Source organism: Falsiroseomonas oryzae (genome assembly GCF_027856955.1).
In the GTDB taxonomy this organism is placed as follows: Bacteria; Pseudomonadota; Alphaproteobacteria; order Acetobacterales; family Acetobacteraceae; genus Falsiroseomonas; species Falsiroseomonas oryzae.
In genome coordinates, this window is sequence record NZ_JAPSMD010000023.1 from 1 (window position 1) to 17,116 (window position 17,116).

The window sequence follows — 17,116 nt, forward strand, 5'->3', positions numbered from 1 at the left end:
CTGGCTGGTGGCGCGCGGCGCCTCGGCGGACGGGATCTCGCTGGCCGGCATGGCGGCGGGGCTGGTCGGCGGCCTCGCCCTGGCCGGCACCGCCTGGTGGCCGGAGGCGGCGCGGCCGCTCTGGCTGCTTGGCGCGCTCTGCGTGCAGCTGCGGCTGCTGGCCAACCTGCTGGACGGCATGGTGGCGATCGGGCGCGGCATCGCCTCGCCGGCTGGCGAGCTGTTCAACGAGGTACCGGACCGCGTGAGCGACACGGCCGTGCTGCTCGGACTCGGCATCGCGGCGGGTGACGTCGCGCTCGGGCTGGCCGCGGCGCTGGCGGCGATGGCGACGGCCTATGTGCGCGCGGTCGGCAAGGCGGCGGGCGCGCCGAGCGACTTCCGCGGCCCGATGGCGAAGCAGCACCGCATGGCGCTGGTGACGGCGCTGGCGGTGTGGTGCGCGCTGGTGCCCGCCGCCTGGGCCACCGGCCTGCCGATGCTGGCTCTGTGGGTCATCCTGCTGCTCTCCCTGGTCACCACCTGGCGCCGGCTGTCGGGCGCCTGGCGCGTGCTGGCGGCACGGAGGGCGGCACGATGAGCGTCGCCTTCGCGCATCCCGTCACCGTCTGGATCGTCTCCGCCACCGTCGCCGTCGTCGCCGGCGCCGCCGCGGCCATCGGCTGGCTCTCCGCCACCGGCCGCGTGCGGCCCGACCTGCGGCGGGAGCTGTGGCTGCGGCTGGGGTCCTGGTGCGTGCTGCTGCCGCTGATGCTGGGGCCGGTGCTGGCCGGACGGGAATGGACCATCGCGGCGGTGACCGTCCTCGCGCTGGCCTGCTACCGCGAATACGCCCGCGCCACAGGGCTGTTCCGCGACCGGGTGCTGTCGGCCGCGGTGGTGGTCGCGATCCTGGCGATGAACTTCGCGGCGCTCGACAACTGGTACGGCTTCTTCGTGGCGCTCTGGCCGCTCTCGGTCTGCCTGCTGGCGGTGGCCTCCATCCCGCTCGACCGGCCGCAGGGCTACATCCAGCGCGTCGGGCTCGCGGTGTTCGGCACCATGCTCTTTGGCGCCGGCCTGGCGCATCTCGGCTACATGGCGAACGACCCGGGCTACCGGCCGCTGGTGCTGCTGCTGCTGACCGCCGTGGCGCTGAACGACGTGGCCGCCTTCACCTGCGGCAAGCTGATCGGCGGGCCGAAGCTGCTGCCGGCGACCAGCCCGAACAAGACGATCTCCGGCTCGCTCGGCGCGGTGGTGGTCACGGCCAGCGTGGTGGCGCTGATCGGCGCCGCGCTGTTCGCGGGAACGCCGATGGGCCAGTGGCACTGGCTGGTGGTGTTCGGCGTGCTGGTCAGCGTGGCGGGGCAGCTCGGCGACCTGATGCTGTCCTCCATCAAGCGGGACATCGGCATCAAGGACATGGGCGCGGTGCTGCCCGGCCATGGCGGCATCCTGGATCGCTTCAACAGCCTGCTGCTGGTGGCGCCCGCGGTGTTCCACCTCGTGCACTACCTGGTCGGCATCGGGGAGGGGCAGCCCGTGCGGCTGATCACCGGCGGTGGCTGAGATGGACTGGAAGCTGCGCCCCGCGCGCGATCTGGGCCTTGCCCCTGGCGACCGGCTGCGCAGCCTGGCGCGGGAGCGCGGGCTGTTCGGCGTGGCCGCGAACGCCGCCTGGCGCTGGCTGCTGCGACTCTACTTCCGGGTGTTCCACCGGCTGGAGGTGACCGGGCGGGAGAACCTGCCCGCCGCCCCCTTCGTGCTGATCGCCAACCACGGCAGCCATCTGGATGCGCTGGTGCTGGCCGCGTCGCTGCGCGGCGAGGCCGGGCGCGCGGCGCATGCGCTGGCGGCCGGCGAAGTGTTCTTCGGCAGCGGCGCGGGCGCCGCCTTCGCGGCCTATGCCATCAACGCCATGCCGATCTGGCGCGGCAAGACGCAGCGCGGCGACATCCGCATGCTGCGGGAGCGGCTGGTGGAGGACCGCCTCGTCTACATCCTGTTCCCCGAGGGCACGCGCAGCCGCAGCGGAGAGATGGGCGAGTTCCAGCCCGGCCTGGCGGCGCTGGTGGCCGGGACCGGCGTGGCGGTGGTGCCCTGCTGGATCGAGGGCGCGCACGCCGCCTGGCCGCCGCAGCGGCGATGGCCTCGGCCCGGGAAGCTGCGGCTGCGCATCGGCGCGCCGCTGTCGATGGAGGGCGACCGCGCCGCTTTCACCGCGGCATGCCGCGCAGCGGTGGCGGCTTTGGCCGCGGCGCGGTGACGCGCGCCGATCGTCGTGGGAAATATCGAGCGGGCACCGTCAATTCAGCATGACAACATCGGAAGGCGGGTGTAAGGCTAACCTGACAACTGGCGCGGGGCCGCAGGCCTCCCCAACGGCGGTCCCGCCCGGTTGCTGCCTGACCGCGCCAGGCGAACGGCTTGCGCGAGGCGTTTCCTTCCTCTCTTTGCCTTGGCCCGGCCGGCGGACACGCCGGCCGGGCATTTCTCCCGGCCCGGAAACGCAAAGCGCCGGCCCCTTGCGGGACCGGCGCCTCGGCAGGCTCGGGATGTGACCCCGATCAGCGCGAGTAGAACTCGACGACCAGGTTCGGCTCCATCTGCACGGGATAGGGCACGTCGGTCAGCTTCGGCGCGCGCAGAACGCGGCCACGCATGGCGCGGTGGTCCACCTCGATATACTCGGGCACGTCGCGCTCGCCGGACTGCGCGGCATCCAGCAGCGCGGTCATCTGCTTCGACTTCTCCTTCACCTCGATCACGTCGGTGTCCTTGACGAGGTAGGAGGGGATGTTGAGCCGCTTGCCGTTCACCGTGACATGGCCGTGGTTCACGAACTGCCGCGCCGCGAAGGGCGTGACGGCGAACTTCATGCGATACACCACGGTGTCCAGCCGCCGTTCCAGCAGCTCGATCAGGTTCTCGGAGGTGTCGCCCTTGCGGCGCACCGCCTCCTCGTAATACTTGCGGAACTGCTTCTCGCCGATGTTGCCGTAGTAGCCCTTGAGCTTCTGCTTGGCCATCAGCTGCACGCCGTAGTCGGTGGGCTTCTGCTTGCGTCGCTGGCCGTGCTGGCCGGGGCCGTATTCGCGCTTGGCCACCGGGGACTTGGCGCGGCCCCAGAGGTTCACGCCCAGGCGGCGGTTGATCTTGTACTTGGATTCGGCGCGCTTCGTCATGCGCTGCACCTGCCGGGCCTCTCGGCACCGGTCCTTCTTCGATGGGCCGGGGTATCGGCCCTGGTTGTCCCGGTAGTCCCACGCCGGCCGAAGCCGCCGCGGGCGGGCGCGAGGGATCATCCCTCGTCCGCGTTCCCGGAAGGAGCGCGGCGTATAGGCGGCGGGTCGCCGGCTTGTCAAACCGCCGGCCCCTCCCCTACTGCGCGCGCATGGTCACGCGCGAAGAGATCCTGGTGCTCGGCCTGACGGCCGGTGTGGTCGGCAGCCTGGTGGGCGGCCTGATGTTCGGCATCGGCATGGGGCTGGTCGCCGACGGGATCCATATCGGCTGGCTGCTGGCCCTGCCCGGCGCGCCCGCGGGCGGGCTGCTAGGCTATCTGCTGGCGCGGAAGCTGGCGAAGCGCCTCAATCCGGGGTGATACCCGCCGCGGCGATCAGGCGGCGCTTGTAGTCCAGGTCCTCGCGCAGGAAGGCGGCGGTCGCCTCGGGCGTGCGGGCATGCAGCGTGAAGCCGGCGGCGTCCACGAAGCGGGCGCGCAGCGCGGGCTCCGCGATGGCGGCGGCCAGGTCGGCCTGCAGCCGCGCCACCAGCGCTGGCGGCGTGCCGGCGGGGGCGAAGGCGCCGAACCAGGTGCGCGGGTCGATCTCGGCATAGCCGGCCTCGATCAGCGTCGGCACGTCGGGCAAGCGGTCGCTGCGCGTGTCCCGCCCGATCGCCAGCGCGCGCAGCGTGCCGGCGCGAATGTGCTCGGCACCGGTCGGGATGCCGGTCAGCGTCATCTGTGTCTCGCCCGCCACCGTCGCCATCACCGCCGGCGGCAGGCCGCGATAGGGCACGTGCACCAGTTCCAGCCGCTCCCGCGCGGCCAGCGCGCCGAAGGCCAGGTGCGGCTGCGAGGCATTGCCGTAGGAGGCGAAGTTGAGCGCGCCCGGCCGCGCCCGCGCCGCGGCCACCAGCCCCGCCATGTCCGTCACGCCCAGCGCGGCATGCACCACCACCATCTGGTGCACGTCCACCAGGTGCGAGACGGGCGCGAGGTCGCGCATCGGGTCGTGCGGCAGGTTGCGGATCAGATGCGGGTTGGAGGTGATGGAGTTGTCCGCGGTGATCAGCAGCGTGTGCCCGTCCGGCGCCGCCTTGGCGACGATGTCGGTGCCCGGCACGGTCGCGCCGCCCGGCCGGTTGTCCACCACCACCGCCTGCCGCCAGGCCGGCTGCAGACGCTCCGCCAGCGCGCGGGCCAGCGCATCCAGCCCGCCGCCCGCCGGGAAGGGGACAACGATCCTCACCTGCCGCGTCGGGAAGGCATCGGCTTGCGCCCGCGCAACGGCGGGCGCGGCCAGCGCGGCGAGCAGCAGCGGGCGGCGGCGGATCATCCGGCATCCCCGAGGAAGTGGTTGCGCAGCAGGCCGAGCGTCTGCATCGGCGCCTCCAGCTCCGCAAGGTGGCCGATGCGCAGCGGGGAGACGAAGCGCGCGCCGGGGATCGCCGCCGCGACCGCGTGGCCGACCACCGGCGGGTTCACCGTGTCGGCGTCGCCGGTGATGCAGAGCGTCGGGCAGGCGATGCGCGGGGCGAAATCCTCCACCACGTCCACCGCATCCGTGCAGCGCGCCGCCTGCAGGTAGGCGCGCGGGTTGGTGGCGGCGACCACGTTGCGCACCATGGCGCGCACCGCCTCCGGCGTGCCGGCGGCGACCAGGTTGTCGCTGCGGGTGCGGGCCAGCGCCATCGGGCCCTCGGCGATCGAGGCCTCGCGCATCGCCAGCATGCGCGCGCGCTCCTCCTTCCCCTTCCAGCGCTGCCCGCGGGAGGTGCCGAGCAGCGCGAGCCGCGCCACGCGGTCCGGATGCCGCGCCGCCATGCAGGCCGCGAGCATCGAGCCGAAGGAGGAGCCGGCGAGACACACCGGCCCCTTCACGCCGAGCGCATCGAGCAGCGCCACCGCGACCTCGACATACTGGCCAGGCGTCGGCGCGGCGGTCGCGAAGTTGTCGGAGAGCATGTAGCCCGGCGCGTTCCAGGCGATGACGCGGGCGTGCCGCGACAGCCCCGCCAGCGAGAAGCGCCAGCCCATGCTGTTGGAGCCGATGCCGTGCAGGCAGAGGATGGTGCGCTGCTTGCTCTCGCCCGCCTCCATGTAGGATATCCGCCCGCCTTCCAGGCCGAGCGCCGCGGCATCGAGCTCCACGAAGCGCAGGTCGGGCAGCGGCGGGATCGGCGTGCCGTCGGGGTGAAGGGTCACGTCGTCTCCTCCCACGGCAGCGCCGGCGCCTCGCCGGCGAAACGGCCGCGGACCATGCGGCCGCGCGCGAGCTCCGTCACCACGCCATGCAGCGTGCGCAGCTCCTGCTCCGTCACCTCGCCGCGCTGGAACCAGTGGCGGAGGTTGCGCACCATGCCCGGTCGCTTCGGGGCGTTGTGCAGGAAGCCGCTGGCGTCGAGCTCCGCCACCAGGCGATCCAGGAAGTTCTCCAGCTCCGCCTTGGTGGCGATGCGTGTCTCATGCGTCTGCAGCTGGCGCGGCGGTGTCGTCTCCTGCGCCATCCACCATTCATAGGCCAGGATCATCACGGCCTGCGCCAGGTTCAGCGAGTTGTGCTGCGGGTTCAGCGGATAGCGCACCAGCGTGTCGCAATGCGCGAGGTCGTCGGAGTCGAGCCCCGCGCGCTCCGGGCCGAACAGCACGGCGAGCCGGAGCCCGCGGCCGTTGACCTCGCGGAAATCCTCGGCCGCGGCGCGCGCGTCGCGGATGGGCACGACGACGTGGCGCGGGCGCGGGCAGGTGCCGAAGACGCGGTGGCAGTCGGCGACCGCGCTGCGGATGTCCGGGAAGAGCTGCGCGGCGTCCAGGATCGCATCGGCGCCGGAGGCCGCCGCATAGGCGTTGGGCTGCGGCCAGCCGTCGCGCGGGGCGACGATGCGCAGGTGGAAGAGCCCGCCATTGGCCATGGCCCGTGCGGCCGTGCCGATATTGGCCGCCATCTGCGGCCGCACCAGCACGACGATCGGGCTTTCGCCGGGTGGCGGCGTCAGTGCCGCGCCGCCCTCTCCGCGGCCGCCGGTCATCGGGCCCGCATCATCGCGCCGGCGGCGCCGTGCGCGCGAGGAAGGCGCGCAGCTGCGCGATCTCGGCTTCCTGCGCGCGGATGATCTCCTCCGCCAGGCGGCGCATCTCCGGATCGGTGCCGTGGCGCAGCTGGATGCGGGCCATCTCGATAGCGCCCTGGTGGTGCGGGATCATCGCGGCTGCGAAGTCGCGGTCGGCATTGCCGGTCCAGCGGATGGCCATGTCGCGGTGCATGCGGTCGTTGGCGGCGCGGAACTCGCGGGTCGAGGCGGGCTCGTTCGCCTGCCGCGCCGCGCCATGCGCGCCATGCCCCTGCTGGGCGAAGGCGGGGGTGGCGAGGCTTGTCAGGGCGAGGAGGGCGGCGAGGGCGGGACGGGTCATGGCGGGGTCTCCGATGGGTAGCTCGGGCGGTCCTGCGACATTGCCACGGCGGGAAGGCAAGCCCTTCCCGCTCGCGCGCCTTGCTCCCTCCCCCGCATGGCGGGGGAGGGTCGGGGTGGGGGCGCGAACCTGCTGTGGAACCAACGACCTCCGGCTAGGCTCGCCGCATGCCAAGCCGCCAGCAGCACGCCACCGCTCGGCGCCTGCGCCGAGACACGACCCATGCCGAGCGTACGTTGTGGCAGGCGCTCCGCCATGATGCCCTCGGCGTGCGGTTCCGGCGCCAGCACCCGATCCCGCCCTACGTCGCAGACTTCGCTGCCCCGCGTGCGCGTCTCATCGTCGAAGTGGATGGCGGGCAGCATGGCGGCCGCGACGACGCGGAGCGCGACGCAGCGCTGCGCGCAGCCGGTTGGCACGTTCTGCGCTTCTGGAACAACGAGGTGCTGTCGAACACGGCCGGCGTGGTGCAGCGGATTGCTGAGGCGCTCGCGCAGCCGGATGACTGAGGGCGCTCGCGCCCCCACCCCGACCCTCCCCCGATGTGCGGGGGACGGAGTCACGCCCTCCGCCACGTCGTCCCGCTCGGCCCGTCCTCCAGCAGGATGCCCTGGTCAGCGAGTTCCTTGCGGATGCGGTCGGCCTCCGGCCAGTTCTTCGCCTTGCGCGCGGCGAGGCGGGCGGCGATGGCGGCTTCGATGGCGGCGGCGTCCACCTCCACGCCGGCGCGGAACCAGGCTGCGGGATCCTGCTGCAGGATCCCGAGCACCGCGCCCGCCGCCAGAATGCGCCCCTTCAGGTGCGGCAGCGCCGCAGCGTCGCCGGCCTCCAGCGCCGTGTTCGCGGCCGAGACCAGGTGATGCAGCGACGCCAGCGCCAGCGGCGTGTTGAGGTCGTCGGCCAGCGCCTGCTCCACCGGCGGCTGCTCCACCGGGTGCGGGTCCTCGCCGCGCTCGGGCGCGACATCCGCCATCTTCGACAGCGCGCGGTAGAAGCGGTCGAGCTCGCGCCGCGCCTCCTGCAGCCCCGCTTCCGTGTAGTCCAGCGCCGCCCGGTACTGCGTCTTCAGCAGCAGCAGCCGGAACGCCTCGCCGGCCCAGGGCCCCAGCGCCAGGATGTCCTGCACGGTGCGGAAGTTGCCGAGCGACTTCGACATCTTCTCGCCGTCCACCAGCAGCATGCCGTTGTGCATCCAGTACTTCGCGAAATGCGAGCCCGGAAACGCGCAGAGGCTCTGCGCCACCTCGTTCTCGTGGTGCGGGAACAGCAGGTCGGCGCCGCCGCCATGGATGTCGAAATCGGGGCCGAGATGCTTCCACGACATCGCGCTGCACTCGATGTGCCAGCCCGGCCGGCCGCGGCCCCAGGGGCTGTCCCAGCCCGGCTGGTCGGGCGTGGAGGGCTTCCACAGCACGAAGTCGCCGGGATCGCGCTTGTAGGGCGCCACCTCTACCCGCGCGCCCGCGATCATCTCGTCGCGCGAACGGCCGGAGAGCGCGCCGTACTGCGCGAAGGACGCCACGGCGAACAGCACATGGCCCTGCGCTTCATAGGCGTTGCCGTTGGTGATCAGCCGCTCGATCAGCTGCACCATCTCCGGGATGGTGCCCGTGGCGCGCGGCTCCACATCGGGCGGCAGCACGCCGAGCGCGGCCATGTCGCGGTGGAAGTCGGCGGTGGTCCGCGCGGTCACGCTGTCGATCGGCTCGCCGCTCTCCCGCGCGCGGTCGATGATCTTGTCCTCGACGTCGGTGATGTTCCGCGCGTAGGTGACCTTCGGATACAGCCGGCGCAGCAGGCGGGCGAGCACGTCGAACACCACGTTCGGCCGCGCATTGCCCAGATGCGCCAGGTCGTAGACCGTCGGACCGCAGACATACATCCGCACATGCTGCGGATCGAGCGGCTCGAACCGCTCCTTGCGGCGCGTCGCGCTGTTGTGGAGGTGCAGGTCCATCGCGTCTGTCAGCCCGTCGCCTGGCGCAGGCGCAACAGCGCCCGCGCGCGGCCGATCAAGGGAAGGAAGGCCTTGAGGTCCGGCCCGTGGTCCTCGCCGGTGAGCGCCCGGCGCAGCGGCAGATACAGCGCCTTGCCCTTGCGCCCGGTGCGCTCCGCCACGGCTGCGGTCCAGGCCGGCCAAGTGGCCTCATCCCAGGGCTCCTCGGGCAGCGTCTCCGTCGCGATGCGCAGCAGCTCGGCATCGGCGGGCTCGCCCATTGGCACGATATCGCCGGCCACGACGTCCCACCAATCACGGACTTCGCGGAACAGGTCGAGGTTGCCGCGCACCGCAAGCCAGAAATCCTCGCCTGCCCCCGGCGGCAGCCGGTCCTGCACCGCCGCGAAGGGCAGGCCGTGCAGCCATTTCCGGTTGAGCGCGAGCAACTGCTTGGGATCGAAGCGCGCGGCGGAACGGGAGACCTTCCCGAGGTCGTAGGACCCCGCGACCTCCGCCGGCGTGCCGGGCACCGGATCCATCGCGGAGCCGAGCGCGGCCAGGTAGCCGACCAGCGCCGCCGGTTCCACGCCGTCGCGCCGCAGCTGCCGCAACCCGAGGCTGCCCAGCCGCTTCGACAGCGGCCCGCCATCCGCATCCGTCAGCAGCGGCAGGTGGGCAAAGCGGATGGCGCCGGGCCGGCCGCCCAGGGCGGCCAGGATGTCGATCTGGATGCCGGTGTTGGTCACGTGGTCCTCGCCGCGGACCACGTCCGTGATCCCGGTTTCCAGATCGTCCACCACGGAGGTGAAGGTGTAGAGGAAGCTGCCATCGGCCCGGATCAGCACCGGGTCCGACAGGCTGGTGAGCTTGACGGAGCGCTTGCCCAGCACGCCGTCCTGCCATTCCACGCTGCCGCCCGAGAGCAGGAAGCGCCAATGCGGCGACTTGCCGTTGGCGATGGCGCGGTCCAGCTGCTCCTTCGTCATCTTCAGCGCCGCGCGGTCGTAGAGCGGCGGCTTGCCCTGGCGGATGCGCTGCTCCCGCTTGTAGGCCAGCTCCTCCTCGGTCTCGAGGCAGGGATAGAGGCGGCCGGAGGCCTTCAGCCGCTCGGCCGCCGCGGCGTAACGGTCCAGCCGGTCGGTCTGCTTCAGGAACTCGTCCCAGTCGAGGCCGAGCCAGCGCAGATCCTCCTCGATCCCCTCCGCGAATTCGGGCTTCGAGCGTTCGGTGTCGGTGTCGTCCAGGCGCAGCAGGAAGCGCCCGCCGCGCTGGCGCGCCAGGCACCAGTTGGCGATGGCAATGCGGGCATTCCCGACATGCAGCAGACCGGTAGGGGAGGGCGCGAAACGGACCTTCATCGCGGCGACAGGAACGCCAGATGGGGAACGAAGGCAAGGCAGGCCGCGCCGCGCCGCCATCATCTCGGCGCAATCCAGGCGTTCCATGCGAGGCTGAGGTCGGGGGAGTTCCCCCCGGGGAGTTACGAGATGAGGACGACCGCGTTCCGTGCCCTGGCCGTGACCGGGCTGGTGCTCGCCGGCACCGTCGCCGCACCGGTGGTGGCGCAGGCCGATGGCTGGCGGGGCCGGGGCTGGGGTGGTGGGCCGCGCTACTACGCGCCCCCCCCGCCGCCGCCGCGCTACTATGCGCCGCGCTACTACGGGCCCGGCCCCGGGGCCGGGCTGGCGCTCGGCGCCATCGTCGGCCTTGGCGTCGGCGCCGCGATCGGCTCGGCCTATGCGGCCCCGCCGCCGCCGCCCGTCTACTATGCGCCCCCGCCGGTGTACTACGCGCCGCCGCCGGTCGTGTACCAGCCCCCGCCGGTGGTGTACCAGCCGGCGCCGGCCTGGGGCTACAAGGCGGGGTGGTGAGCCGGGCCAGGCCCGGTCACTCCTCCTCCTCCGCTTCGTCATCCTCCCGCCGCGGGTCGAGGACGCGCCAGTTGCGCTCCTCGGCATCCGTGGCGCTGCATTCGGCGAAGGCGTGCAGCTCCGTCGCGCTCTTCCACGCCTCGTCGCCGCCGCCGACCACCTCCGCATCCTCGCCATAGGCGAACCAGGCTTCCAGCACGGCATCCGCCGCCATGCCCCGCGTCCGGCAGCGGTCCAGGCTGTCGCGCACGTAGCGGCGGGCGAAGGCATTGGCATGGGCCACGCTGCGGAAGCCGCGCACGACCTCCACCGGGTCCGACCCATTGGCGCCCGAGAGGTCCAGGATGCGCACCGCCAGCCCGGCCGGCGCGGACAGCGCCTCGGCGAAGATCGGGTCCTCGTCGTCCGTGGTGTCGCTCATGCGCCGATCTCCGTGAAACCTGGGCAGGATGGGCAGGTGGGCGTGGCCGCCGGGGGCATCAACGCGCCTTGTGGCAATGCGCTCAACGCCGGCGGGGCGTGACGACGCCCAGGATCATCCCCGCCGAGACCATCGCCACGCCGGCGAGCCCGGCCAGGCCCAGCGCCTCGCCCAGCAGCGGCCAGGCGGCCAGCGCGGCCAGGGCCGGGGTCAGGGCGGTGATCGTGGTGGTGCGCGCGGCGCCGATCGCAGCAACGGCCCGGGTGAACAGGAAGCCCGCCAGGACAGTCGCGAAAGCCCCCTGCCAGACGAACTGGAACGCCGCCGCGCCCAGCGGCACCGCGTGCAGGTTGGAGGGCAGCAGCAGCCACCAGACCGGCAGGTAGAGCGGCGCCGGCACCAGCGCGAGCAGCAGCGTCGCCGGCATCGCGCCGATGCCCCACAGCCGCACCAGCACGGTATAGACCGCCCAGGACGCCCCGGCGGCCAGGAACAGCAGGTCGCCCCGCCAGGCGCCGGGATGCGCGCCGAAGGTGTCCAGCGCCAGCAGCGCGATGCCCAGCGCCACGACGCCCAGCGACAACAGCCGCCGGCGCGTCCAGTCCTCGGCCAGCACCACGGCGCCGAGCGCGGCGGTCATGAAGGGCAGCGTGCCCGGCATCAGCACCCCGCCATGCGCCGCCGGCGCCATCCCGAAGCCCAGATAGGCCAGCAGCGGGAAGCCGAAGGACGCGCTGGCGACCAGCGCCGCGACGCGGCGCGGCGGCAGCCGCGGCAGGCCAAGCCAGAGCACCAGCGGCAGCGCGACCATGAAGGATCCGGCGTAGCGCAGCGCCGCCACGTCCCAGGCCGTGAAATCCTGCCGCACCGACATGCGGGAGAAGACCAGGAAGCCGGTCCACAGCGCCAGGACGGCGCAGGCACTGGCATAGCCGATGCGCCGCTCTCGGCGATCCGGGTGCGGGGGCGGCTGCATCGCGCGCGATCCTAGGGCCATGTTCCCCCGCCGCCCATCGGGGTGCGAGAATGGCAGCCATGAGCACGCCCAACGCCTTCCGCCCCGGGGACATCCTGCCACCCCTGGTCCTGCCCGATGCCACCGGCCAGCCCTACGACCTGATGCAGCAGGGCATCGCAGGGCAGCACCGCGTGCTGGTGCTCGGCCGCCCGCCCGCCGCATCGCTGATGGCCGCGGCGGAGGCGCGCGGCGCCGTGGTGCTGCTGGTCGCGCCGCAGAAACCCGACGGTGCCCGCCGCAACGAAGGCCCGCAGCGCCTGTTCGATCCGGAGCGCAAGGTCTTCGCCGGCCTCGGCCTGCCGGAGGGCGGGGTCGCCGTGATCTCGCCGCGCGGCCGGCTCGCCTTCGCCCGGGCCGGCGACGGCGCGATGGACGCCGCCATCGCGATGCTGCCGGAAGAGCCGGACGACCCGCCGGTGCGCCGCGGCGGCGCACCGGTGCTGCTGATCCCCGAGGTGCTGGAGCCCGAATTCATCGCGGCCCTGCTGGCGCATTGGGAGGCCAGCGAAAAGACGCAGGACCGCGTCGCCTCCGCCGCCGCCGGCGCGGATGCCGCGCCCTCGATCAAGCGGCGCAGCGACGTGTTCCTCTCCGACCGCGCACTCTACGAGGGCTTCCACCGCCGCATGGAACGCCGCGTGCTGCCGGAGATGTGGCGCGCCTACCGCTTCCGCGCCGCCAGCTTCGAGGCGCCGCGCATCGGCTGCTACGATTCGGCGAATGCCGGGGCCTTCGGCGCGCATCGCGACAACCGCACGCCCTACACCGCGCATCGCCGCTTCGCGATGAGCCTGAACCTGAACACCGGCGCCTATGAAGGCGGCATGCTGCGCTTCGCGGAATTCGGCCCGGAGCTCTACGAGCCCGGCGCCGGCGGCGCCGCCATCTTCTGCTGCGACCTTCTGCACGAGGCACTGCCCGTCACGCGGGGCCGTCGCTTCGCCATCTTCACCTTCTTCACCGATGCCGAAGGCGCCCAACAGGAACGCAAGCTGATGGCCGACGCCGCCGCCCGCGGCCAGCAGGGCGTGCAGCTGCGGTAGGCCGTGGCCGCTGCGGGAGGGCACTGCCCTCCCGGCAACGGCCTCAGCCGCCGCCGTTGCGGCGCCGCGGGGCGGCGCGCAGCAGGAATTCGCGGCCGACCTTCACGCGCTTCTGGCCGTCGTAGTCCACGATGTCGGCCGTGGCGTAGGTCTCCGACCAGGCGTCGGGGATGAAGCTGCCGGTGCCGACCACGTCGATAGGCGCCTTCGCTTCCGCCATCACGCGGCACTTGCCCACGCCGAAGCCGGAGGAGGCGACGATGCGCACCTTCGGGAAGCCGGCCTCGTCCAGCGCTTCGCGCATGCGCCAGATGGCGGCGGCGGAGACGCCGGTGCCGACGAGGTGGCGCAGCTCCGTCTCGCTGCGGTAGCGGCGCACGGCGTTGGGTGCGTGGCGTTCCAGCACCGCGTAGGATTCCGCGGGGTCGAGCCCTTCCAGGAATCGTCCGCCATGGGTGTCGAGGCGTACCGCCATGCGGCCGGCGGCGGCCAGGTCGGGAAAGCGGCGGCAGACCTCCAGGCCGTCCGTGACCTCGCGGCCGAAATAGTCGGTCAGCACGGTCAGGTCGGCGTCGGGGAAGGTCTCGTGGAACATCTCCGCGGCGCGGACGGTGGAGCCGGCATAGCCGATCAGGGCGTGCGGCATGGTGCCCCTGCCCTTGCCCGGACCGTACCAATGGGCGGTGGCGTCGTTGGCGTTGCCGATGAAGCCCTTCGCGCCCTCGCGCCGCGCCGCCGCGCCGCCGACCGAGGCCGCATAGGCCATCATCTCCTGCATCTCGGCGCCGGCGCAGTGGCGCGCCTCCATCGCCAGGAAGGGCACGTTCGGCAGCTCGAGGCACATCTGGTAGGCGTTGTGCGCGGCGACGCAGGCCGCGCCCAGCTTCTGCAGCACGATCGTCTCGAGATCCACGAGCTGCGCGAAGGAGCCGGAGAGGTAGAACAGCGGATCGCCGGCGCCGACCCAAGCGCCTTCCTCGTGCATCAGCTCGATGTCGAAGGCGGTGCCGCGCGCCTTCGCGACCGTCTCCAGCCAGTCCACCGCCAGCCGCGGCGCGGAGATCACCGGCCGGCGGAGGAAGACGGCGTAGGTGACGCGGCAATCGCCGAAGCGCTGGACGATCGCCTTGGTGCGGTTGAAGTAGCTGTCGGTGCGCGCGGCGATGGCGGCGTCGTCCGCCGCCTCCGCCCGTCGCGCCGCCGCGCCGCCATCCGTCATTGCGCGGCCTGGGCGGGCACCTGCACGCCGCCGCGGCGCGCCTTCAGCTCCTCGGCCAGCAGGAAGGCCAGCTCCAGCGACTGCTCGGCGTTGAGCCGCGGGTCGCAGAAGGTGGCGTAGTTCCGTGCCAGGTCGGCCTCCACCAGGCGATGCGCGCCGCCCAGGCATTCCGTCACGTTCTGCCCGGTCATCTCGACATGCACGCCGGCGGGGATGGTGCCTTCCGCTGCGTGGCAGTCGAAGAAGCGCTTCACCTCCTCGAGGATGGCGTCGAAGCTGCGGGTCTTGTACGCGCCGGCCTTGACGCCGTTGCCGTGCATGGGATCGCAGATCCACACCACGTTCCGCCCGGCCTCCTTCACGGCGCGCAGCAGCGGCGGCAGCTTCGCCTCCACCTTGTCCGCACCCATGCGGGAGATGAGGGTGAGGCGCCCCTTCTCGTTGCCGGGGTTCAGGATCTCGGTCAGGCGCACCAGCTCGTCGGCTTCCATGCTGGGGCCGACCTTCATGCCGATCGGGTTCTGCACGCCGCGCATGAATTCCACATGCGCGCCATCCGGCTGGCGGGTGCGGTCGCCGATCCAGAGGAAGTGCGCGCTGCACGCCCAGTGCCGGCCCGGATGCACGCTGCTCTCGCGCGTCAGCGCCTCCTCGAAGGGCAGCAGCAGGGATTCGTGGCTCGTGTAGAAGTCGGTCTCGCGCACCTGCGGCAGGTCGGACATGCCGCAGGCCGACATGAAGGACAGCGTCTCGTCGATGCGGTGCGCCAGGTCCTCGTACCGGCCGGCGAGCGGGCTGCGCCGGGCGAAGTCCAGGTTCCAGCGGTGCACCTGGTGCAGGTCGGCATAGCCGCCGGTCGCGAATGCGCGCAGCAGGTTCAGCGTGGACGCCGATTGCAGGTAGGCGAACTCCATCCGCGTCGGGTCGGGCACGCGCGCGGTCGCGGTGAAGTCCGGGCCGTTGATGATGTCGCCGCGGTAGGAGGGCAGGGTCGTGCCGTCCACCGTCTCCGTATCGGAGCTGCGCGGCTTGGCGAACTGGCCGGCCATGCGGCCGAGCTTCACCACCGGCAGCCCGCCGCCGAAGGTCAGCACCACGGCCATCTGCAGCAGCACCCGGAAGGTGTCGCGGATGGTGTTGGTGTTGAACTCGGCGAAGCTTTCTGCGCAGTCGCCTCCCTGGAGGACGAAGGCGGACCCATCGCCTGCACGCGCCAGCTGGGCCTTCAGCCGCTCAGCCTCACCTGCAAATACGAGGGGGGGAAATCGCCGCAGCTTGGCTTCCATCGCCGCCAGGGCGGCCTGGTCGGGATAGTCGGGGACCTGACGGATCGGCATGGCCCGCCAGGAGTCCGGGCTCCACGCACGCGCAAGCATTGTCTTCGGCGCTCCACTCGAATGTGGGGCACCATAGCGGGCTGCGTGGCCAGGGCAAACGCCGGGTTGTGCGGCTGGGGCAGACCTCCCCTGCGCGCAGCGGCGCCCAGCCCGGCCCCGGGGGGCCGGGCGGGGCGGGCAGCTATTCCGCCGCCGCCTTCACCCCGGCTTCCCGCGCGCGGGTCCGCAGGGTCACGAACTCCTCCGCCGCGGTGGGGTGGATGCCGATGGTGCGGTCGAAATCCTGCTTGGTGGCGCCCATCACCACGGCGATGCCGATGCCCTGCATGATCTCGGCCGCGTCCTCCCCCAGCATGTGGGCGCCCAGGACGCGCTGGCTGGCCTGGTCCACCACCAGCTTCATCACGGTCTTCCGCCCGTCGCGCTTGCTGATGGTGTGGCGCATCGGGGTGAAGCGGGTCAGGTAGATGTCCACCGGGCCGCGGGCGGCCGCCTCGGCCTCGGTCAGCCCGACGGTTGCAACCGGGGGCGAGGTGAAGACCGCGGAGGGCACGTTCTCGTAGCTCGCCTTCCGCGGCCGGTTGCCGAACAGCGTGTCGGCCAGCGCGTGGCCGACCGCGGTCGCCATGGGCGTCAGGTTCACGCGGTGGATGACGTCGCCGATGGCATGGATGTGCTTCTGGCTGGTGGCGTGGTCGTCATCCACCACGATGGCGCCGTTGGCGTCCGTCGCGACGCCCGCCGCCTCCAGCCCCAGGCCGTGGGTGTAGGGCACGCGGCCCGTGCAGAAGAACACCGCATCCACCTCCCGCACGAAGTTGGTGGAGAGGCCGAGCAGCAGTTCCTCCCCCACGCGGGTGATGCGCGTCGGCGCGACGTCCGGATTCAGCCGGATGCCCTGCGCCGTCAGCGCATCGGCGAGCGCGGTGCGGATGTCGTCGTCGAAGCCGCGCAGCGGCAGGGAGGCGCGATAGACCAGGTCCACCTCCGCGCCGAGGCCGCGCAGCAGGCAGGCGAATTCCACCGCGATGTAGCCGGAGCCGAGCACGGCGACCCGCTTCGGCAGCGCGCCCAGCGTGAACAGGTCGTCGGAGACCAGGCCGAGCTCCGCGCCCGGGATGTCGAGCCGCTGCGGCATGCCGCCGGTCGCGATGACGATGCGCTCCGCCGTCACGCGCCTGCCGCCGACCTCGATGGTGTGCGGATCGACCAGCACGGCGCGCGCGTCGAAGGTGGTGGCGCCGGCGCCCTTCAGCAGCTTGTCGTAGATGGCCGAGAGGCGCGCGACCTCCGCATCCCGCGCCGCAGCCAGCTTCGCCCAGTCATGGCCGTTGGTCGTTATGTCCCAGCCGAAGGCGGCAGCGTCCTCGGCCCACATCCCGTATTCGGCGGCGTTGACCATGATCTTCTTCGGCACGCAGCCGACATTCACGCAGGTGCCGCCCCAGAAGCGTTCCTCCGCCACGCCGACGCGGGCGCCGTGCCCGGCGGCGATGCGCGCGCAGCGCACGCCCGCGCTGCCGCCGCCGATGACGAAGAGGTCGAAGTCGTGGGGCATGGTCACTCGTTTCCCGTTCGTGGCAGGGCTGTCGCGCCCCCACCCGCCCGTCCTGCGGACGGGCACCCTCCCCCGCTACGCGGGAGAGGGA

19 protein-coding genes are annotated in these 17,116 nt (G+C 72.4%); 7 read left to right on the top strand and 12 right to left on the bottom strand.

The features are described 5' to 3' along the window. From OZN99_RS04840 to OZN99_RS04850, 3 genes are all read left to right on the top strand, one after another. Positions 1 to 580, top strand: a 580-nt coding sequence (locus OZN99_RS04840) for a CDP-alcohol phosphatidyltransferase family protein (protein WP_270934048.1), incomplete at its 5' end; no start/stop codon positions are given. Beyond that, positions 577 to 1,551, top strand: a complete 975-nt coding sequence (locus OZN99_RS04845; RefSeq protein ID WP_270934049.1) for a phosphatidate cytidylyltransferase — start codon at positions 577 to 579, stop codon at positions 1,549 to 1,551. The genes OZN99_RS04840 and OZN99_RS04845, both read left to right, overlap by 4 nt. A gap of 1 nt (position 1,552) precedes the next feature. Beyond that, a complete protein-coding gene (locus tag OZN99_RS04850) occupies positions 1,553 to 2,248 on the top strand; it encodes a lysophospholipid acyltransferase family protein (protein ID WP_270934050.1) in 696 nt (231 codons plus the stop codon). Between the two features lie 301 nt (positions 2,249 to 2,549). On the opposite strand, the gene rpsD is transcribed toward OZN99_RS04850, so the two are convergent. After that, on the bottom strand, positions 2,550 to 3,167 hold the full coding sequence (gene rpsD, locus OZN99_RS04855) for a 30S ribosomal protein S4 (protein ID WP_270934051.1): 618 nt from the start codon (positions 3,165 to 3,167) through the stop codon (positions 2,550 to 2,552). A gap of 209 nt (positions 3,168 to 3,376) precedes the next feature. On the opposite strand from rpsD, the gene OZN99_RS04860 reads away from it, so the two are divergent. Beyond that, positions 3,377 to 3,586 carry a hypothetical protein gene (locus OZN99_RS04860; RefSeq protein ID WP_270934052.1) on the top strand — a complete coding sequence of 70 codons (210 nt, stop codon included), beginning with the start codon at positions 3,377 to 3,379 and terminating at the stop codon, positions 3,584 to 3,586. Here the strand turns inward: OZN99_RS04860 and OZN99_RS04865 are convergent. The 4 genes from OZN99_RS04865 to copM are packed head-to-tail and all read right to left on the bottom strand — an operon-like array spanning position 3,573 to position 6,619. Beyond that, on the bottom strand, positions 3,573 to 4,544 hold the full coding sequence (locus OZN99_RS04865; RefSeq protein ID WP_270934053.1) for a Bug family tripartite tricarboxylate transporter substrate binding protein: 972 nt from the start codon (positions 4,542 to 4,544) through the stop codon (positions 3,573 to 3,575). The two genes, OZN99_RS04860 and OZN99_RS04865, sit on opposite strands and share 14 nt — an antisense overlap. After that, a complete protein-coding gene (locus OZN99_RS04870) occupies positions 4,541 to 5,413 on the bottom strand; it encodes an alpha/beta fold hydrolase (RefSeq protein ID WP_270934054.1) in 873 nt (290 codons plus the stop codon). Before OZN99_RS04870 ends, OZN99_RS04865 begins: the two co-directional genes overlap by 4 nt. Continuing rightward, the gene (locus OZN99_RS04875) at positions 5,410 to 6,237 is read right to left on the bottom strand and encodes an RNA methyltransferase (protein ID WP_270934055.1); all 828 of its coding nucleotides are present in this window, start codon (positions 6,235 to 6,237) and stop codon (positions 5,410 to 5,412) included. The genes OZN99_RS04870 and OZN99_RS04875 overlap by 4 nt, the downstream gene beginning before the upstream one ends. A gap of 10 nt (positions 6,238 to 6,247) precedes the next feature. Next, entirely contained in the window at positions 6,248 to 6,619 is a 372-nt protein-coding gene (gene copM / locus OZN99_RS04880) for a CopM family metallochaperone (RefSeq protein ID WP_270934056.1), read from the bottom strand. Between the two features lie 167 nt (positions 6,620 to 6,786). On the opposite strand from copM, the gene OZN99_RS04885 reads away from it, so the two are divergent. After that, a complete protein-coding gene (locus tag OZN99_RS04885; protein ID WP_270934057.1) occupies positions 6,787 to 7,128 on the top strand; it encodes an endonuclease domain-containing protein in 342 nt (113 codons plus the stop codon). A gap of 50 nt (positions 7,129 to 7,178) precedes the next feature. Here the strand turns inward: OZN99_RS04885 and cysS are convergent, their stop codons facing one another. Together cysS and gltX are read right to left on the bottom strand one after the other, a co-directional pair. After that, positions 7,179 to 8,576, bottom strand: a complete 1,398-nt coding sequence (cysS, locus tag OZN99_RS04890) for a cysteine--tRNA ligase (protein WP_270934058.1) — start codon at positions 8,574 to 8,576, stop codon at positions 7,179 to 7,181. Between the two features lie 8 nt (positions 8,577 to 8,584). Then, positions 8,585 to 9,916 carry a glutamate--tRNA ligase gene (gene gltX / locus OZN99_RS04895; protein ID WP_270934059.1) on the bottom strand — a complete coding sequence of 444 codons (1,332 nt, stop codon included), beginning with the start codon at positions 9,914 to 9,916 and terminating at the stop codon, positions 8,585 to 8,587. Positions 9,917 to 10,045: 129 nt separating this feature from the next. Between gltX and OZN99_RS04900 the strand changes: the two genes are divergently transcribed. Then, a complete protein-coding gene (locus tag OZN99_RS04900) occupies positions 10,046 to 10,429 on the top strand; it encodes a hypothetical protein (RefSeq protein WP_270934060.1) in 384 nt (127 codons plus the stop codon). A gap of 16 nt (positions 10,430 to 10,445) precedes the next feature. On the opposite strand, the gene OZN99_RS04905 is transcribed toward OZN99_RS04900, so the two are convergent. Both OZN99_RS04905 and OZN99_RS04910 read right to left on the bottom strand, forming a co-directional pair. Then, complete coding sequence (locus OZN99_RS04905) at positions 10,446 to 10,850, bottom strand: hypothetical protein (RefSeq protein ID WP_270934061.1); 405 nt, start codon at positions 10,848 to 10,850, stop codon at positions 10,446 to 10,448. Between the two features lie 82 nt (positions 10,851 to 10,932). Beyond that, positions 10,933 to 11,826 (bottom strand): DMT family transporter, encoded by an 894-nt coding sequence (locus OZN99_RS04910; RefSeq protein WP_270934062.1) that lies wholly within the window; start codon positions 11,824 to 11,826, stop codon positions 10,933 to 10,935. Between the two features lie 59 nt (positions 11,827 to 11,885). On the opposite strand from OZN99_RS04910, the gene OZN99_RS04915 reads away from it, so the two are divergent. Further along, positions 11,886 to 12,911, top strand: a complete 1,026-nt coding sequence (locus tag OZN99_RS04915; RefSeq protein ID WP_270934063.1) for a 2OG-Fe(II) oxygenase family protein — start codon at positions 11,886 to 11,888, stop codon at positions 12,909 to 12,911. A 43-nt stretch (positions 12,912 to 12,954) separates the two neighbouring features. Here the strand turns inward: OZN99_RS04915 and OZN99_RS04920 are convergent, their stop codons facing one another. The 3 genes from OZN99_RS04920 to gorA all read right to left on the bottom strand — a co-directional run bounded on the left by OZN99_RS04920 (position 12,955) and on the right by gorA (position 17,025). Beyond that, entirely contained in the window at positions 12,955 to 14,130 is a 1,176-nt protein-coding gene (locus OZN99_RS04920; RefSeq protein WP_270934064.1) for a nicotinate phosphoribosyltransferase, read from the bottom strand. After that, positions 14,127 to 15,506 (bottom strand): class II 3-deoxy-7-phosphoheptulonate synthase, encoded by a 1,380-nt coding sequence (locus tag OZN99_RS04925; RefSeq protein ID WP_270934065.1) that lies wholly within the window; start codon positions 15,504 to 15,506, stop codon positions 14,127 to 14,129. Before OZN99_RS04925 ends, OZN99_RS04920 begins: the two co-directional genes overlap by 4 nt. A gap of 142 nt (positions 15,507 to 15,648) precedes the next feature. Next, positions 15,649 to 17,025: a glutathione-disulfide reductase gene (gorA, locus tag OZN99_RS04930; protein ID WP_270934066.1), complete on the bottom strand. Its 1,377-nt coding sequence runs from the start codon at positions 17,023 to 17,025 to the stop codon at positions 15,649 to 15,651. Positions 17,026 to 17,116 lie beyond the last annotated feature (91 nt).